This window comes from Granulicella sp. S190 (assembly GCF_009766095.1).
Classification (GTDB): domain Bacteria; phylum Acidobacteriota; class Terriglobia; order Terriglobales; family Acidobacteriaceae; genus Edaphobacter.
The window spans coordinates 75,889-94,092 of sequence record NZ_LMUD01000012.1 but is presented as its reverse complement, the minus strand read 5'-3'; the positions used below and the strand labels follow the sequence as shown (position 1 = coordinate 94,092).

Annotated in this window: 13 protein-coding genes and 1 pseudogene; 6 read left to right on the top strand and 8 right to left on the bottom strand. The window is 60.0% G+C overall.

All coding sequences use genetic code 11. The features are described 5' to 3' along the window. Positions 1-132 precede the first annotated feature (132 nt). Positions 133-2,301 (top strand): beta-galactosidase, encoded by a 2,169-nt coding sequence (locus GSQ94_RS06510; RefSeq protein WP_254063695.1) that lies wholly within the window; start codon positions 133-135, stop codon positions 2,299-2,301. 34 nt (positions 2,302-2,335) lie between these two features. On the opposite strand, the gene GSQ94_RS06505 is transcribed toward GSQ94_RS06510, so the two are convergent. Together GSQ94_RS06505 and GSQ94_RS06500 are read right to left on the bottom strand one after the other, a co-directional pair. Then, positions 2,336-3,349 carry a TIGR00730 family Rossman fold protein gene (locus GSQ94_RS06505; RefSeq protein WP_254063694.1) on the bottom strand — a complete coding sequence of 338 codons (1,014 nt, stop codon included), beginning with the start codon at positions 3,347-3,349 and terminating at the stop codon, positions 2,336-2,338. 10 nt (positions 3,350-3,359) lie between these two features. After that, positions 3,360-3,695: a hypothetical protein gene (locus GSQ94_RS06500; RefSeq protein ID WP_158942685.1), complete on the bottom strand. Its 336-nt coding sequence runs from the start codon at positions 3,693-3,695 to the stop codon at positions 3,360-3,362. A gap of 227 nt (positions 3,696-3,922) precedes the next feature. Between GSQ94_RS06500 and def the strand changes: the two genes are divergently transcribed. Beyond that, the gene (gene def / locus GSQ94_RS06495; protein WP_158942683.1) at positions 3,923-4,504 is read left to right on the top strand and encodes a peptide deformylase; all 582 of its coding nucleotides are present in this window, start codon (positions 3,923-3,925) and stop codon (positions 4,502-4,504) included. Positions 4,505-4,598: 94 nt separating this feature from the next. Here def and GSQ94_RS06490 read toward each other — a convergent pair whose 3' ends face one another. From GSQ94_RS06490 to GSQ94_RS06475, 4 genes are all read right to left on the bottom strand, one after another. Further along, positions 4,599-6,263, bottom strand: a complete 1,665-nt coding sequence (locus GSQ94_RS06490; protein ID WP_158942681.1) for an AsmA-like C-terminal region-containing protein — start codon at positions 6,261-6,263, stop codon at positions 4,599-4,601. 136 nt (positions 6,264-6,399) lie between these two features. Further along, positions 6,400-7,527, bottom strand: a complete 1,128-nt coding sequence (locus GSQ94_RS06485) for a hypothetical protein (RefSeq protein ID WP_158942679.1) — start codon at positions 7,525-7,527, stop codon at positions 6,400-6,402. Between the two features lie 105 nt (positions 7,528-7,632). Continuing rightward, entirely contained in the window at positions 7,633-8,079 is a 447-nt protein-coding gene (locus GSQ94_RS06480; RefSeq protein ID WP_158942677.1) for a hypothetical protein, read from the bottom strand. 335 nt (positions 8,080-8,414) lie between these two features. Then, positions 8,415-10,208 carry a DUF255 domain-containing protein gene (locus tag GSQ94_RS06475; protein ID WP_158942675.1) on the bottom strand — a complete coding sequence of 598 codons (1,794 nt, stop codon included), beginning with the start codon at positions 10,206-10,208 and terminating at the stop codon, positions 8,415-8,417. A 274-nt stretch (positions 10,209-10,482) separates the two neighbouring features. On the opposite strand from GSQ94_RS06475, the gene abc-f reads away from it, so the two are divergent. The 3 genes from abc-f (at position 10,483) to GSQ94_RS06460 (ending at position 15,478) form a co-directional block, all read left to right on the top strand. Further along, entirely contained in the window at positions 10,483-12,474 is a 1,992-nt protein-coding gene (abc-f, locus tag GSQ94_RS06470) for a ribosomal protection-like ABC-F family protein (RefSeq protein WP_158942673.1), read from the top strand. 216 nt (positions 12,475-12,690) lie between these two features. Beyond that, positions 12,691-14,781 (top strand): VCBS repeat-containing protein, encoded by a 2,091-nt coding sequence (locus GSQ94_RS06465; RefSeq protein WP_158942671.1) that lies wholly within the window; start codon positions 12,691-12,693, stop codon positions 14,779-14,781. 1 nt (position 14,782) lies between these two features. After that, positions 14,783-15,478: an NF038129 family PEP-CTERM protein gene (locus tag GSQ94_RS06460; RefSeq protein ID WP_158942669.1), complete on the top strand. Its 696-nt coding sequence runs from the start codon at positions 14,783-14,785 to the stop codon at positions 15,476-15,478. 174 nt (positions 15,479-15,652) lie between these two features. On the opposite strand, the gene GSQ94_RS06455 is transcribed toward GSQ94_RS06460, so the two are convergent. Both GSQ94_RS06455 and GSQ94_RS06450 read right to left on the bottom strand, forming a co-directional pair. Continuing rightward, complete coding sequence (locus GSQ94_RS06455) at positions 15,653-16,405, bottom strand: metallophosphoesterase (protein WP_158942716.1); 753 nt, start codon at positions 16,403-16,405, stop codon at positions 15,653-15,655. Between the two features lie 118 nt (positions 16,406-16,523). Continuing rightward, positions 16,524-17,348: an ABC transporter ATP-binding protein gene (locus GSQ94_RS06450; protein WP_158942667.1), complete on the bottom strand. Its 825-nt coding sequence runs from the start codon at positions 17,346-17,348 to the stop codon at positions 16,524-16,526. 96 nt (positions 17,349-17,444) lie between these two features. On the opposite strand from GSQ94_RS06450, the pseudogene GSQ94_RS06445 reads away from it, so the two are divergent. After that, a pseudogene (locus tag GSQ94_RS06445) lies at positions 17,445-18,204 on the top strand (hypothetical protein); the annotation flags it as partial.

The window sequence follows — 18,204 nt, the reverse complement described above, 5'->3', positions numbered from 1 at the left end:
AAGCTTTATGGCTCGACGGGCCGTCCCTTCTCCGGTCAACCTTGGCCCTGTCCGGTAAAATCGAGCGGCTACAGTAAACGTTTTATCCTTGGATAAATCCAGTTTGCCCCACGTTGAGAGGAAGAAAGCACTGTGACTTCAAACCTTCGAAAAGCTCTGCTGGCCGTGATGGGAATCGCAGCGGGAGTCTCCTCCGCACAGGCCGTGTCCGACAAGCCAGCACCAGCAATCGTAAATACACCTTCCAACATCACTCCGTCGATTGCTCCCTTCACCAACATCCTCTACGGCGCCGCTTACTACCACGAGTACATGCCGTACGAGCGCCTCGATAAAGACGTGGCCCTCATGAAGGATGCGGGGCTTACCGTCGTCCGTATGGGCGAGTCCACCTGGAGCCTGTGGGAGCCGGAGGACGGCAGGTTCGAGTATGCCTGGATGGACCGTGTCGTCGACGCGATGGGCAAGGCGGGCATCAAGGTCATCATGGGCACGCCAACTTACTCCATCCCCACGTGGATGTATCACGCCCATCCTGAGGTGCTCGCACGGCCGATGGGCGGCGCGGAGACCGCTTACGGCATGCGCCAGAACATGGACACCGACAGCCCTGCCTATCGCTTCTACGCGCAGCGGCTCATTCGTCACATGGTCGAGCACTATCGCGACAACCCCACCGTGATCGGCTGGCAGATCGATAACGAGACAAGCTCCTACGGCGCGACCAACCACGATGTCTTTGTAGGCTTCACCAATCACCTCAAGCAGAAGTTCGTCACCACAGACGCCCTCAACAAGGCCTGGGGATTGAACTACTGGGGCGAGGACGTGAACGGCTGGGAGAATCTGCCCACCCGCGATGGAACGATCAGTACCGGTTACAAATTGGAGTGGTCGCGCTGGTCGCAGATGCGCGTCACCGACTTCCTCAGCTGGCAGGCCGCGATCGTACGCGAGTACCGGCGTCCCGATCAGTTCGTCACGCAGGACTTCGGCGGCATCGGACGGCGCGACGTCGACGAGTTTCAGGTAGCTAAGTCGCTCGATATCGTCGCGGACAACCCCTACCACGGCGCTCAGGACCACATGGACGGAGCCGCGCAGACCTTTCAAGGCGATCTCGCGCGTTCGCTCAAGCACGCGAACTATCTGGTCACCGAGACCAACGCGCAGACGATCGGATGGGACTCTACGATCCAATATCCTCCCTACGATGGTCAGATCCGCCTCGACGTCTTCACCCATCTCTCCAGCGGGGCCAACATGGTGGAGTACTGGCACTGGGCCTCCATCCCGTCGGGGCAGGAGGTCTACTGGAAGGGCGTTCTTGGACATGATCTGGAGCCGAACCGCGCCTACGCGGAGGTTGCGAAGACCGCCCACGAACTCAACAAGATCGGCACGCACCTGGTCAATCTGAAGATCACCAACCAGGTAGCGATCCTCTACAGCGTAGACTCCGCCAACGGACTGGACTTCATGCCGATCGTGCGGCAGGCCAGTGAGCCATGGCCAGCGCAGAAGACCGGCCCGGAGTACACCAGCCTCCTCAACCAGCTGCATCGTTCGCTCTATCAGCTCAACGTCGGAACCGACTTCGTCTTCGCTGACGATCCCGACTTCTCGCGCTACAAGGTGCTCATCGTTCCCGCGCTGTATGTGGCCGATGACGCTCTCCTGCAGAAGATCTCGGACTTCGTCAAGGGCGGCGGCCACGTCCTGATGACCTTCAAGAGCGGGTTCACCAACGAGAACAACGCTGTCCGTTCGGTACGCGCTCCAGGGCCACTGCGCGAGGCAGCAGGATTCAGCTATCAGGAGTTCTCCAACCTCGAAAAGCCTCTCGCGCTCAAAGACGATCCCTTCCACGCCGGAGCAGAGAACAAGGCAAGCTATTGGGCGGAGTTTCTGATGCCGGATCACGCGAAGCCGCTCGCCTTCTACGACCATCCCTTCTTCGGACGCTGGCCTGCAATCACGGAGAACCAGTTCGGCTCCGGCTCGCTTACCTATGAAGGCACCTACCTCACGGAGGCGCTGCAAAAGAGCGTACTGCTGGGAGTGTTGAAGGAGGCTGGCCTAACGAGCGCCGATCAGTCGTTGCCTGCTCCCGTACGCGTGAAGCATGGCGTGAACGCGATGGGGAAGAAGGTTCACTACTATCTCAACTACTCCAGCGACGAGCAGCCGGTCTCTTATTCCTACGCCGCGGGCGTCGATCTAACTACCGGCACTGCCGTTCCGCAGTCGGCAACGCTGCAGTTAAAACCGTGGGATCTGGCGATCGTCGAGGAGAAGTAGCAGGGCAGATGGGTAAATAAAATCGCAGGCCGCATTATCGCGTCTTCGCGATATCCGGCCCCATCATCTCCTGCACGTTGGGCGCAGGCTCGGCAGGGATCTCATCCTTCTCCAGCCGCGCCTGATCGCGCTCATAGTCAGAGTCGAGATGATTCTCGGTCAACCCTGTCTTCAGCAGCGCGAAGGCCTCCTCCGGCGTATCGGCAAACTGGAACAGCTCAAGATCCGCCTGCGCGATCGCACCCTTCGCCGCCAGCAGTTCGAGGTTGATCACGTTCTTCCAGTAGCTCGCGCCATAGATCACAACCGTGATCTTCTTCGCCAGCTTCTTCGTCTGCGCCAGTGTCAGCAGCTCGAACATCTCGTCCAGCGTGCCAAACCCGCCGGGAAAGACCACCAGCGCCTTTGCCAGATAGGCGAACCAGTACTTCCGCATGAAGAAATAATGAAAGTCGAAGCTCAGCGCCGGCGTAATGTACGGGTTCGGATGCTGCTCGAACGGTAGCTTGATGTTCAGACCGATCGTCTTCGCGCCTGCCTCATAGGCCCCGCGATTAGCCGCCTCCATGATCCCCGGCCCACCGCCAGAGGTCACTACAAACCGGTGGCGCCTTCCGGGCAGCGTCTTCGACCACGCAGCTACCATCCCCGCCAGCCGCCGCGCATCTTCGTAGTAGTGGGCCATCTCCACTGCGGCCTCGGCCAGCTTCAGCTTCTGTGCGCTCGCCTCGCCGCTGGCAATCTCCTCCGGCCTCGCTGGCTGCTCATCCCTGGGGGCAGGCTGCGCCGAACCTGTATTCTCCAGCAGCTCCAGCTCCGAGTTCGCCACATCCAGCGCACGAAAGCGCGCCGAGCCGAAGAACACCACCGTGTCCTGAATCCGCTCCCGACGAAACCGCGCCATCGGCTCCTGGTACTCGGCCAGGATTCGCAACATCCGCCCATCGGGCGAGTTCAAAAACTCCGAATTCTCATACGCCAGCGGAGCCTGCTCCAGCATCTCCGGCATCTTTGGGTTCATCGTCTCATTATCCCGTCGGTCATCCATTGGGCGTCGCTCATCCCCGGTAGTCGCGATAGTGCACCGCCTCGGAGATACCGATCCATATATCCAGCAGCCCCAGCCCGGAGATCATACCCCGCACCGCGCCGTTATGCAGCACCATCGCAAGCCACGGCCTCGCCAGAATAAACTCATTCCGATCCCATATCCGCGTCCACCAGGGAAGCACCATTACCAGCACGCCCAGGTACACGCAGAACAGCACCAGCACAAATAAAGACAATCGCTGCAGCCACACCGGCGCAGACCTCTTGGTAGGTTCACCCTCGTTCGCCGGCTTCTCTTGTAAGGCCGGTTCAGGGTTAGGAAATAGTTGTGGCTGTCCGGACATCAAACTCCTACGTTTGACAGTAGCAGACGGCCCTTTCCTCTGTCTCTGCGGCAGGTGCATCCATCAGTACCCCGATGAGCACACCGACGAGTGCAAGTTGTCGGATCGAAACTACTTGAAGAACGCATAGTGGACCGCCCTCTTATGGCATAGCTATACTTGAAGATGCGGCTGGCAGCCAGAAATCCGGGCGGCGAGGCCATGGAACAAGGGACGGGTTAGTTTCAGTGATTCTCAAGATCTGTGAAGTCGGTAATCCTGTACTGCGCAAGGTCGCACGTTCTCTCTCCACCGATGAGATTCGCGGCAAAGACATCCAAGACCTGATTGGTTACATGCGCGACACGATGCGAGATGCACCTGGCGTCGGGCTGGCCGCGCCGCAGATCGGAGAATCTCTTCAGATTGCGGTCATCGAGGATAAAGCCGACTATCAAAAGACCCTGACGGCAGAGCAACTCAGCGAGCGTCAGCGTGGGCCTGTCGACTTCCATGTCATCATCAACCCGCAGATAGAACTCCTCGCACCCGCTGACCTCTCCTTCCATGAAGGCTGTCTCAGCATCCCGCGGCTGATGGCCATGGTTCCAAGGTCGCGCTCGGTTCGGGTCACCTGCCTCGACGAGCACGGAGAGCAGCGTGTGATTGAAGCCGAGGGCTGGTATGCACGTATCCTCCAACACGAGATCGATCACCTTCAAGGCCGTCTCTACACCGACACCATGCAACCGGAGACCCTGACGACCATCGAAAACCACCAGAGACAGACCTCTGCGTCCAATCGACCCAGCCATCCGGAAAAGTCATAGGCCAAGGTAGAGTGACCTTGATCCCGAAGGCAAACCACGAGCCTTCAAGCCACCCTTCTACAACTCTATCGACCGTAATGCCGGCAGCCGTCTCTTACTTCACCACGGCTGGTCCTGGCCCCTTCACCACCGAAGGAGCCTTCGTGTCATGCGGAAGATCCAGCCGCAGATCATAGGTCGACCTCGCCCCAGTCACCTTGATCGGCAGCTCTACCCCCGCGCCATTCTTCTTCAGCAGCTTGTCGAACGGCGTCAGCAGCAGGCTCTTCCACCCCGTCACCATCTGCGACGCCGTGGCCTCCGTCCTCACCTTGCCATGAAACTCGAACGTGCTTCCCACCAGCTCTACTTGTCCGTTCATCAGCACCTGCGCCCCCGGCATCTGGTAGCTCAGCTCGGGAATCTGCAGCACCGCATTCGCCTGGGAGAACTTACCCGACATCGAAGACCCCACCACCGGAGCATCCTGTGCATTAGCCAGCTTCGGCTTCCCCTGCGCGCGCTCGCTCATCGTATCCAGCTGCTGTTGCTTCTTCGCGTCGTTCAAAAACGCCTCATGAATCGCAAACGTCCCATCCAGCCTCACCTTTCGCGAGATGCTCACCGGTCCTGCCGGATCCACCAGGTGCATCTTCAACGCCAGCGTCCCCCGCATCAGAGACGGGCTCGCCTTCATCGACAGCGCCAGCATGTCTTCGATCCGCCCCCGATCCATCACTACGCTCAAGTCCGTATTGTGTCCTTGCACTCCCACGGCACGTGTCACCGCTCCCCTTGCCGTCAGCTCCGACCGCCCGATCCGCACCCGCACAGGATCAAGATACGTATCCCCGGTCGTCCCATCCACCACCGCATGAAACTCCGTATGCAGCGGCATCGCATGGTCACTGATATCCAGCCTGAAGTCCGGCGTCTCCGTTGTCCCGTCCGCCGTCAGATTCCCCAGCGTCCCTCCAAACCGCCCCGTCGAAGACAGCGTCCCTCCCAGCCCATGAATCGACGAAAGGTCGGCATTCGTAAACTGATAATCCCCATCGAACGGAGTATCGCGCGGCTCGTCGTTCTGCCACGGCCCAAAGTGCCCCGTCGACCGCACCTCTCCCACCGGCTTCGGATTCACCAGCAGCGCCGTATAGTTCAGCGGCTTCTTCGTCCCTACATCGGTCAGTACCAGGCTCTTGACGGCAAACTCCAGCGGCTTCTTTCCCGGCTTGCTCGTCTCCAACACCACCTTCGCGTCGGTGCACTCAATCCGGTCCACCACAATCCCCAGCGCGGACTGCCCCTGCCGCTTCGGGTCGTCCGGCCCCTGTCCTCGCTCCTGTTTCGGAGGAATATCCAACTGCAAACCTCGCACCTTCACCGTCACCAGCCGTGTCGTGGGCCGCAGCAGCTCGCGCCATCCCGTCCTGAACTCAAACCAATCGACGACCAGCATCGGCGGAGCATTCGGCCGCGCATCCGGCCTGGTCGGCCCCGCAAGATAAAGAATCCGCAGCCCGCCACCAGTCACAATAACGTCCCGGCTCATCGAAAGCTCCAGCCGGTCCAGCTCCACGGGACTATGGAACCGAGCCGAAAGCGTCTCGACCACCTTCTTCCGCAGCAGAGGCTGCATCTGCCTCAGCCCCCACTGCACCGCCATCGCACCGGCAAACCCCAGCACAACAAAACCCGTCGCCACCCAAAGCAGCCATCTCCTCTGCCACCATCGAGGGCGCGCCTTCAACTCCACCGTCTCTACCGCCTCGTCGCTCAATAAATACTCCCGGAGCTTCCATGCTACCCGTCTTACACCTGCTCCGTTAGACGAGCACCCCGCCACGAAAGGCCCGAGCAGAGGGAATTGGATCTCCTGCGTCCGAAGACCGCACAATGGGATCGATCGACCGCGGCTACTGTCTCTTCGGTGTCAGACAGATGTCACCAAAGCGATCATTCAGGCACAGGGTCCATCCAGTCGCGTCTTTATTGATCTTGTAGCGATATTCAGCTTTGCTGAGTTCCAAGGGCGTGCCGGTCGTCCGGCCTGTGCACTGGTCCGTCCTCGACTCCGTCCGTTTTACAGGATCCAGAACGATCATCGGCTCGTGTACCTCCGCAGTGCCCGACTCCTGCTTCGTGACCGTGATGACACACTTGCCGTCGATCGAGGTCCGGGTGTCGTTCAACTCATAAAATCCAATCGGATCCGACGGCGACTCCGGAGCAGTGAAGGTATACAGCATCGAATGAGTCGAAGTTGCCGGCACGCTGGAAGTTGACGCCGCGCTATCCGGCCTCTGGTCCAGCATCCATTGCCCTGACAGATCCCTCGTCATCCCGGGGCCTTGGTTGTATTGTGTGAGATTCTCCGACAGCACGACCTGCGCAGCGAACACTAATGGACTCAACAGGGTGAACAGGGTCAAAGCCACCGCAGACTTTCCTTTGGAAACCTGCATCACCTCGCGATAGGCCCCCCAGACATATACGATCCAAACGTAGCTCGCCACAACCCCCAACAGCATAAAAGCGAGGAACAACTTGAAGCCCAGGGTGTTCTCTGGATCGATCGAATAAATCCCGCTAAACATATCCTTGTACTCAACCGGGTTCAGCATTTTGAAACACCCAGTCCCCAACAGGAAACAGAGAGCGAACAGCATCGTCGAAAAACCGCAAAAATAGCAGCTGACTGCGACGATCTTCTTCCACGCAAGGCTCGCGCCAACCATCTTCCAAACCACCGCAAGCAGCACCACATTCAGCACAAAAGCCAGGGCAGACAGCACAGCAATAATGGCAAACAGTGTCGCCTGATCCTGTTTCCCGAACACAACAGGCATATCGGCAATCACAGGCATCTGAGCCAGAAACGAGAGGCCAAACGAAACGGCAAGAAACGTAAACGCCTCTTCAAGCGCCGAATCAGACTCAAGATCCAACCCTAGAACCGTTCGCTTCGGCTCACCCAACAGCGCCACAAACCTTCGAGCGAAGAACGGAAGTGCTCCCATCAGCTTTTCCATCAGCTCTTTCACGGGCAACACCCCTCTGGCGCTTCACTCTAACTCGTTGTTTCCTCTTTTCCAAAAGAAATCAACGTAAGATCCGCCAGCAGATGCTGCCAGAATCGCCGAAAGACCTCAAGGAGCCTTAACCTGCGAGAGTCTCTTCTCCCGAACCTTCCACTCCTCCGACGAGAACAACCTCGGTCCTACCTCGATCAGCCTCGGCATCATCTTGAAAACCGCAATCCTGTTCCACGGACCGCCATCGCGCATCCGGAAGCCCTTCTCGTTCAGGTCGCTCACAATGCTCGAGTAGGAAAAATCCTGCCCCAGCAACTCCATCATCAGGATCAGCGTCTGGTTCTCCCTGGGATGGACCTCCAGCCGCGTGCAGTCCTCGGAGATACGCAGTCCGTACGGAATCTCCCCGCCGAACGCGCCCTCCGTTGGAGCCTCCTGATCCGGCAGCTCCCGCCGCCACTCCATTGAGATCAACTGCCATCCCGCAGCCGTACGCTGCCTCATAATCTCCGGGCTGAATGGCCCCGAGATCACATCGCGAACCCGTTCAAAATAAGCCATGACCAGCCTCCGCACACGAGTACTTTACGGGGGATAAGTGCAATCGCACTGCCAAACCTCCACCTTGTCTCCGAGCGAGTAAGCGCAGCCTCAGCACAGATATAGCGACGATTCATTCAGCACAGCCCTGCACCCGTGCTGTCCGATCTCACAAAACACTGTTCGTTTTCGGACTGCTGTTTGAGTGCGCCCTGCGCGGGCAGCGGTCACTTCGTGACTCGTATACCGCTTCGCAGACGCTCCCGTTGGTCGCGAAGGAGAATGACTCCGACCAACGGGAGGACCACGCGAAGCTCTAAAAGGCGTGCAAACGCCCGCCCTCCGCGCAGGAGGCTCTATCGCTGTGCCTGCAACTGCGCCCGTTGAATCTTCCCGCGAACATCCTCACCACGAAAGATCGGCGACGAACAAGCCTGCGCCGTACACAGAAAAAGCGCGGCACGCTTCAGCGGAGGATAGGTCACGCTCGTAGGCAATGGAGCCGGATCCGCAGGGTCGCGAATCTCGATCAACTCATGCGAGGTTATCGAGCGCAGAGCAGCCGTATGCAGCGCAATCACCTCCGGGCTCGACGCCGCGCCCACCACCGTCACATGCATAGGCAACTCCGTCATATCCTCATTCGCCAGCAGAACCCCAGCCGACAACGGTGCCAACGCTACCGACTCCGCCGCCAGGTACCGCATCGCCTCAGTAGCCGTCTCGTGAAAACGCTCGTCTCCGCTCGCAAGCGCAAGCGCCGACGTAAACCGGACCAGCGCAACATTCTCATCGCGATCGGGATGCGGCTTATACGCAGCATCCGTCGCCGTATGCGCCGTAACAAAACCGCTGCCTGCCGAAGCAGGCGCAAACTGCGTCGCAATATACTGGGCTGCGGCAGCTGCCGCCTTCAGATCGCCCCGGTCGCCGGTTACGTTGTAGAGAGCCAAAAACGCCTGCCCCATCGCCAGCGTATCGCCAAGATAAGGTCCCGCAGGATCTAAATCGTCATGCCGAAAGCCGCCATCGGGCAAATTACGATGAATCAGAATCCATCCCGCAGCCTTCTGCGCCTGCGCCAACGCTGAAGCATCGCCGCTCGCAGCATAATAGTCGCACAACGACGCGATCATCCAGCCGTTTTCCCGGGCATAGACATGCGTATCCACCCGCGGTATCCCCTGCGCTCGCCGCCCCGCGTCCGTCAGCTTAAAGTAAGCTTCATTCTCCTGCCCATCATGCAAATCCGCATCCTGGGATACAAAGAAGACTCCCGCCGAAGGCGCAGCCAGAAAATTTGTAACGTAACGATGCACAGATTGCGCGGCACTCAGATTTTCCGGATTCTGCATCTGCGCATAGGCCAGCGAGTACTCCCGCAGCGCATCCGCCTGAATCGAGATCAGCTTCTCAAAGTGCGGCTCCGTCCAATGCCTGCCCACCGAGTACTGATACATCCCTCCCCACACCGGGTCGAGCAGGTTCGTCGCATCATGCAACGTATCCGTCGCACGCTTTGCATACTCCGCGTTGCCCCGCGCGCCCTGCCGCATCGCATACTCTACAGACTCCTCATCCAGATACTTGTGAACAAACCCCCACCCACCAATCGGCTTGTCATACTGCTTCTCGTACTGCGTCTCGATCCGCGTCAGCAACGCAGGCCTGATCGCCGAATCCGACGCAGGCCGAAACGCAGCCTCCCTCTCGATGCTCGGCCCCGGCGAGGGATCATCAATGATCGCCTGCAGCATAGACGACATCAGCTTCGGCGGCAGATACCCCTGCCGCTTCACAATCTCCGAGCCATCCGCCGCAAACACCACCGTAGCGGGCCACCCATAGTCCTGATACCGATTCGAGATATCCGGCCGCGAGTCCTGATCCACCTTCACCAGCACATACTTCTGATTCAGCAGCCGAACCACCGCCGGATCACGATACGTCACGTCATCCATCACATGGCACCAGTGGCACCACACCGCCTCCAGATCCAGCAGCACAAACTTATGCTCTGCACGAGCCTGCGCAAACGCCGCATCCGACCACGGCTGCCAGTGCAGCGTCGCAGGTGGTGCCGCAGTCGAAGCCGAGCAGCAGAGAGTCAAAGCCATCAAGGAAAGAGAGAGTGCCGAACGGATTCGCATAGTCACTCCAGGTACGAACCACAGCCATCCGGCGGATTCTCCTAAACTCTACCGAAGATTGCCCTACGCGGGCAGCGATCACTTCGTGATAGGTATACCGGTCTTGGCTGGTTTTTACTGCTTGTGGGCCTCCCGTTGGTCGGCACAGCGTCTCTCCTGCGACCAACGGGAGCACCACGCGAAGCTTCAAAAAGGCGTGCGAACGCCCGCCGCCCGCGCAGGGCGCCCGTCCGGCAGGACACACGCCTCCCCCACAATGAGAAAATAGAAACACATGCTCCAACTCTCAGCAGCCGGCAAACGCTTCGGCCAAAAACTCCTCTTTGAAGACGCGAACTGGCTCATCAATCCAGACGAACGCACCGGCCTGGTCGGCGGCAACGGCACCGGCAAATCCACTCTCCTCAAGATCATCGGCGGCATCGAGTCCCTCGACTACGGCACCATCACCCGCAACAAAGGCGTCACCCTCGGCTATCTTCCGCAGGACGGCCTCGCCCTCCGCGGCCGCACCGTCTTCGCCGAGTGCCTCTCCGTCTTCGACCACCTCCACGAGCTGGAGCGCGAGTCCATCGAACTCACCACCGTCCTCTCCGAAGCCAACCCCAAATCGAAAGAGTACGCCACCGCAGCTGAGCGCTACTCTGATATCGCCGACCAGCTCCACGTCCACGACATCTACAACCTAGACTCCCAAGTTGGCGCCGTACTCGGCGGCCTCGGCTTCTCCAAAGAAGACTGGGACCGCAACACCGAAGAGTTCTCCGGAGGCTGGCAGATGCGCATCGCGCTAGCCAAACTCCTCCTGCAAAAACCCAGCCTCTTACTGCTCGACGAGCCAACGAACCACCTCGACATCGAGTCCCGCAACTGGCTCGAAAACTACCTCCACGACTATCCCAACGCCTACATCCTCATCTCGCACGACCGCTACTTCCTCGACGTCACCGTCAACAAAACCGTCGAGCTGTGGAACAAGCGCATGCACACCTACCACGGCAACTACGAGAAGTACGTCGCGCAAAAAGAAGAGCGCCGCACCCAGCTCATGTCCGCCTATAAAAATCAGCGCGATCGCATTGAAGCCCTCGAAGCCTTCATCAACCGCTTCCGCGCGCAGGCCACCAAGGCCAAACAGGTTCAGTCCCGCATCAAGGAGCTCGAAAAGATCGAACGCATCGAAGTCCCCGAAGACGAGTCCACCATCCACTTCTCGATCCCGCAGCCCCCGGCCAGCGGCCGCACCGTCGTCGAGGTCACCAACCTCCGTAAGGTCTACCCCACCCCCACCGGCGGCGAAAAACTAATCCTCGACGACCTCAGCTTCACCATCGAGCGAGGCGACCGCATCGCACTCGTAGGTGCCAACGGCGCAGGTAAATCCACTCTCATCCGCCTCCTCAGCCGTCAGGAAGAACCCACCGCAGGAACCATCCGCGAAGGCCACAACGTCCTCTCCGACTTCTTCGCGCAAGACCAGTACAAAGTCCTCGACCCCAACGCCGGCATGCTCGACGACATCAGTGGAGCCGCACCCAAGGTCCCCGTCGTCGAACTCCGCTCCCTCCTCGGCTGCTTCATGTTCTCCGGCGACGACGTCTTCAAAAAGCTCGGCGTCCTCTCCGGCGGCGAACGCAACCGCTACGCCATGGCCAAGATGCTCGTCTCACCCTCCAACTTCCTCCTCCTCGACGAGCCCACCAACCACCTCGACCTCCGCGCCAAAGACGTACTCCTCGACGCCATCCGCAACTTCACCGGCACCGTCCTCTTCGTCTCACACGACCGCTACTTCATCGACGGCCTCGCCACCCGCGTCTTCGAAGTCGAAGACCGCCGCCTCCACATCTACCCTGGCAACTACGAGGACTATCTCTGGCGCAAACAGGGCGGTCCTGAAAAAGTAACCGAAACCATCACAAACTCCCTGACTCCAGTTCGACCTGAGACTCCAGCGATAACTTTAGTTACAAATTTCGCTGCCGAAGCCCTCCCCTCCGAAATCGCCGGACCGGCAATCCCCATCAAACGCCTCAACCCCATCAAGCTCAAGCAGCTTCAGGATCGCCTCACCTTCACCGAGTCTGAAATTCCTCACCTCGAATCCCTCATCGCCGCCGCCGAAGCCCGCCTCGGCAACTTCACCTCCGCCGACCAGTCTCAAAAGGACGCCGCAGAGCTGGACACTCTCCGCGGCCGCCGCACCACTCTTTTAGTCGAATGGGAAGAGCTCTCCGTCACGCTCGAAGAACAGCAACTCGCCTGACACTCCAATCGCAGCCAGGATTCTACAAGCCTTCCTGACCACCGTTTTCACCTGAACCAGTTCCGTGCTACTGTGTCTGCACCTTCGAAACGAGATCTAACCGAAGACAAGAATCCAAAGACAAGGATCACCCGAATCCTGATTCGAGACCAGGCTTCCACAGAGTAGCCGGCGGCACTTCCTTTCCATCTCCCGTCTCTACTCGGAGGAGTCATCGTGGCCCTAACCTGGAGATTCATCTCTCGCCTCTCTGCCCTTACACTGGCTCTCTTGCCTACTCTTCACGCGCAACTCACCCCCACTCAGACCACACTCACCCTCTCGCCCTCTGCATCCATCTCATACACGGCCCGGACAACGCTCATCGCGAGAGTCACCGCCGCCGGTGCCCCGGTCCACCCCGGCATCGTCCTCTTCTGCAACGCCAAGGCCGCCCACTGCGAGGACTCCGCCATCCTCGGCTCCGCGCAGCTCACCACAGCCGGAACCGCGAGCCTGCCTCTTCGTCTCAGCCCCGACACCTACAGCATCAAGGCCATCTTCAAAGGAACTCCGCACAGCGCGATACCCCGCGAACCCAGCATCTCCGCCGCTCAAACCCTCACCGTGACGGGTCTCGCTCCGTCTTCCGTCGATCCCGTCACCGCATCCCAGTCCAGCGGCCGCTACAAACTCTCCGCCACGGTAGTAGGCTTCGGAAACGCTCCTCTCACCGGCACAGTCAGCTTCTCCGACACCGTCCTCCATGGCACCCCGCTCACCCTCGGCTCAGCCATCCTCCCCACCACCTACGCCAACGCGCAACTCTCAACGCCCTTCGTCTCCGACCTCTACCCCGAATCCATCCTCCAAACCTTCACCGGCGACTTCAACGGCGACGGTCTTACCGATGTCGTCGCTCTCAACTACGACTACATCCAGGATCAGAACCTCGGCGACACCATGCTGATCACCTATCTCAGCAACGGCGACGGAACCTTCCGGTCCACCAGCCAGCTTCTCTCCACCTCCACCCCTGCCTACGGTGCATCCGGCGACTTCAACGGAGACGGCATCCTCGATCTCGTAGTCGCCGACGGCTTCGACTGTAACGTCGTCCCCTTGCTCGGCAACGGAGATGGCTCTTTCACTATCGAAAGCCCAGTCCCAGTCCCCAGCTGCGCCAGCTTCCCCTTCCTCGTCGGCGACATCAACGGCGACGGGAACCTCGATCTGATCGCCGTCGGCAACGACGACGGCAGCGCCAGCGGCCCTGCAATTCTCTTAGGCAAAGGTGACGGAACCTTTACCGCAGTCACTCCTCCAGCAAACCTCTCCCTCGGGTCTTCTCCCGTTCTCAAAGACATCAACGGCGACGGCATCCCCGACCTCTTCATCGGATCAAACCCCATTCAGATCCTCATCGGAAACGGTGACGGAACTTTCACTCCGCAGCCACCCATCCCCTATCCTCACACCATCAACTCGCTCGACGTGGCCGACTTCAACAGCGACGGCATCCCGGATCTTCTCGTGGCCAACGCCGACAACACCATCGGCCTGCTCCTCGGCGGCAAAGACGGTACCTTCACGGCGAAGCCCACCATCACTCTGCCCGGCTCTCCGCTCTCACAGATCGCTGCAGGCGACTTCAACGGCGATGGCAAGCAGGATGTGCTCGTTCTCTCGACCGGCAGTCCCGGACCCGCCACTCTCACGGTTCTGCTGGGCAACGGAGAAGGCAACCTCTCCTCCGCACCGCAGTCCGGGCCAACCCTGTCCAACCAGACCTTCGCCCTGGGCGACTTCAACGGCGATGGAATCCCGGACGTCACCCAGTTCTTTACCCCCAATGCCTCGGCAACCGGCCTCGTCACGCGGCTTATTCAGCCCACCAAGACAGCGGCCATCACCAATCTCGGGCTCCTCGCCGACACCGACCACGCCCTCACAGCCCACTACGGCGGAGTGACTGACTACAAGCCCAGCACTTCATCGCCCTTCGACCTCATCACCTTCCCAAACATCACCTCGAGACTCCGCATCGCCAGCACCGGCTTCATCTTCAACCACGCCGCCAACACCTTCGACGCAACCCTGACCCTTACCAACGCCACCACCTCCATCACTGGGCCAATTCAGGTCGGCTTCACCAATCTGCCCGCGACCGTCACTTTGGCCAACTCCACCGTCCGCAAGAACGAGGGCTTCATCACCATCCCCGCCGGTCTCGCCGCGGGCAAATCCGTCTCCATTCCAATCCGCTTCGACAACCCACTCTTCCTCGGCATCACCTACAACCTCGTCGTCTACTCAGGAGCCTTCTAATATGAGATCTACTCCGGCCATCACCGCGCCACCCTGCCTGTTTCGCCTCCTCGCGCACACCACCGCGCTTCTGGCCCTCACTCTCGGCTTCGTCTCCGCCGCGCACGCAGACGGCCTCAACTACAACGTCTCCATCGACACCTCTTCCCTCGTCGCAGGCGACTCCTACTTCGTAGACCTTCAATTCAATCCCGGCCAGCTCCCGGGCACTCAGCTCGCCTATGCGAGCGCAAACATCCCCACCTGCTGCAACATCGACGGCGTAGGACTCATCGGAGACACCAATGACGGCTTCGGCGGCGGCCCCACCTCCATCAGCTTCGACAATCAATCGCCGTTGAACGAGGGCTACATTCAGCTCGATGTCCTGGCCAACACTCCCATCACCTTCAGCTTCGGCATCTCCGGTCCCGCCGTGGACACGCCCAACGGAACCTCGCTCTCGGGCAGCACCTTCTCCATCGGCCTCTTCGACCCCTACTTCGATCCCATCCTCACCACCAACGGCATCCTCGGCCAAGTCAACCTCAACACCAACGGCACAGGCACCATCCAAACCTCCTCCTCAGCCATCACCATCACCGATCTCAACCCGCCGCCACCCCCACCCGTCGTACCGGAACCCAGCACCCTCGTCCTCTTCGGAACCGGCCTCACCGGCGCCCTGACGCTCCTCCGCAGGCGGGCCAAAGACTGATCAAAACGAGAGACTAAAAATAACGTCAGAGCCCGTGGCGCATTTTCCTGAAGCGAAAAACATGCGTCAACTCACCACGTTCTACCAGCAGAAAACCGCGCCCACACCATCCAAAAACCACGCTTTTGCACCCATTTTTTTCGCAAAGCCCACGCAAAAACCAGCTCGGGAAAATTATCGTCCTTCGCGTAGCCTCGCAGCCAGCCGCTCCGGCAGCCCCGCCATCAGAATCCGCCCTTGCGCCGCCGTCAGGTCATAAGGCACGCGATGGTAAATAACCTCCCGCGCCTCCGACTCGTAGATCACAAACGCCGCTCGCCAGTCGCAATCCCGGGGCTGCCCCACCGACCCCGGATTGATCAGATGCCGCGTACCCTCTGGAATCGCCATCTTCCAGCTCTCCGCCGCATTCTTCGTTCGAAACTGCGTCTTGATCTCGTGCCAGTCATGCTCCTTCTGCGAGAACCCGCCTTGCAGATGCGTATGCCCGAAGAACGTAATCGCCGTCGCCGCCTGCTGCAGCGGAGCCCACGCATCCCGCATACTCAAGATGTACTGGTCCTCATTCAATGGCGACCCATGAACACAGGTCACGCCCGGCTCTTCAGGAACCACCGGACCCTGCGGCATCGCCTTCAGCCACGCCAGATTCTCTGCACTCAACTCGTGCTTGGTCCACTCCGCGGCAGCCCGCGCCACCGGGTTGAAACCTACCGCCGAAGTCAGTCCGCAGCACACCCGGTCATGGTTCCCGCGCACATTCACCTGCGCCTTCGCCCGCATCAGAGCCACGACTTCATTGGGACTTCCACCATACCCCACCACATCGCCCAGGTTCCACAGCACATCATACGGCTCTGCTGCGGCAAGAACTGCGTTCAATGCTTCGAGGTTTCCGTGGATGTCTGAAAGTACAAGCGCGCGCATACGGTCAAGAAGGGGCCCAAACGGCACAAGGCACAATTCCCAAGTCTATAGGGATTCGCAGGTTCAGGGAAATCAGGCGATCACCGCCTACCCAACAGCGAACCTCACAGTCAGCGGTCTAGATCGTAGCCAGCGGCAGCTCCCGGTTCGTCGTCATCGTGGGAGCCGAAGCCAGCAGCCGCCGCGTATACGCATGCTGCGGCTCCCGAAACAACGTTCCCGCCTCCGCCTGCTCCACAATCTCTCCACGCTGCATCACCGCCACGCGGTCGGCCACCTGCGACACCACCGCCAAGTCGTGCGAGATGAACAGCATCGCCAGCCCATGCTCCCGTCGCAGCTCCCGCAGCAGCTCCAGAATCTGTGCCTGCACCGTCACATCCAGCGCCGTCGTAGGCTCATCGGCGATCAGCAGCCTGGGCCGGTTCACAATCGCCATCGCAATCAAAATCCTCTGCCTCTGCCCCCCGGAGAACTGGTGCGGATAGTCCTTCGCCCTGCGCTCCACCTCCGGCAGCCCCACCTCCTCCATCGCCTCCAGCACCCGCGCCCACACTGCCTTCCTCCCCATCTCCGGATGGTGCGCCTCCACCGCCTCTGCAATCTGTGTCCCCACCCTCATCACCGGGTTCAGCGCGGTCATCGGCTCCTGAAAGATCATCGCAATCTCCCGCCCTCTGCGCCTACGCATCGCCTCCTCGGGCAACGCCAGCAGATCCTCCCCGTCAAACCGGATCGTCCCACCCACCCGCGCACCCTCCGGCAACAGCCGCAGCAACGCCAGCGAAGTCGCCGACTTGCCCGACCCCGACTCCCCCACCAGTCCCAGCGTCTCGCCCGCACGAATCTCGAACGAGATTCCCCTGACGGCATGATGGACCACCCCCTGCCCGCCAAAGCCAACCGACAAATCCTTCACCTCAAGCAACACTTCCGAACCCATACCGCATACTAGCGAACATCTCCACCACCCGCGCAGGACTTTGACTGGCAGATAGCGTCTAATCTCGCAATAGCTTCTAATCTCGATCACAGGCCTATGAGATACATCCCCAATCGCCTCCTCTTCGTCGCCATACTCCTCACCGGCCCAGCCACCTGGGCCCAGATGCACAAGGTCGCCAAACCCGAGCAGGTCGTCCGCGCCATCGGCGTCTACGAGTGGACCGGCGACTTCGCCAAGCCCAACGCGAGCCGCCTTATCCCCGTCTCCCTCTTCATCGAAGGCAAACTCGAAGACGCCGGCATCTACATCGCCCGCCCCGTGCCCTTTGCCTTGCTCAGCGGCAACGTCTACGAGCTCCAGACCGCAGGTATCGACAAGGGCTACCTCGACCTCGCCTACGCGAGACATATGCAGGCGGTCGAAGCGACCGGCGATCTCGCCTACGACGATGGCTGGTTTGGCTACGGCAGCGTCAAGCCTCTGGCCGCGCCAAAGAAGACAACCACCGCCCTCAAGCCATCCAAAAACCTACCCGTCCTTGTCAGCTCCGGAAACGTTAGTTCCGGAAACGCTAGTTCCGGAGGCGATGCCTCCCATCACGCCGACACTAAAGCAGCCGACACCACCACTGCAAGCAGCGAAGACTCAGACCGGCCCACCATGAAGCGCCGAACCTCCGACACCTCCGATACCACCAACTCAACCACCGCCCCGGCCTCCACAACCAGCAGCACGACTCCAGCTTCGACAACAAGCCCCACCTCCACCGCATCCACCGACGACCCCGATCGCCCAACGATGAAACGCAGATCCGACAGCTCAACCGGCAGCTCAGGCACCGATAGCACCACTG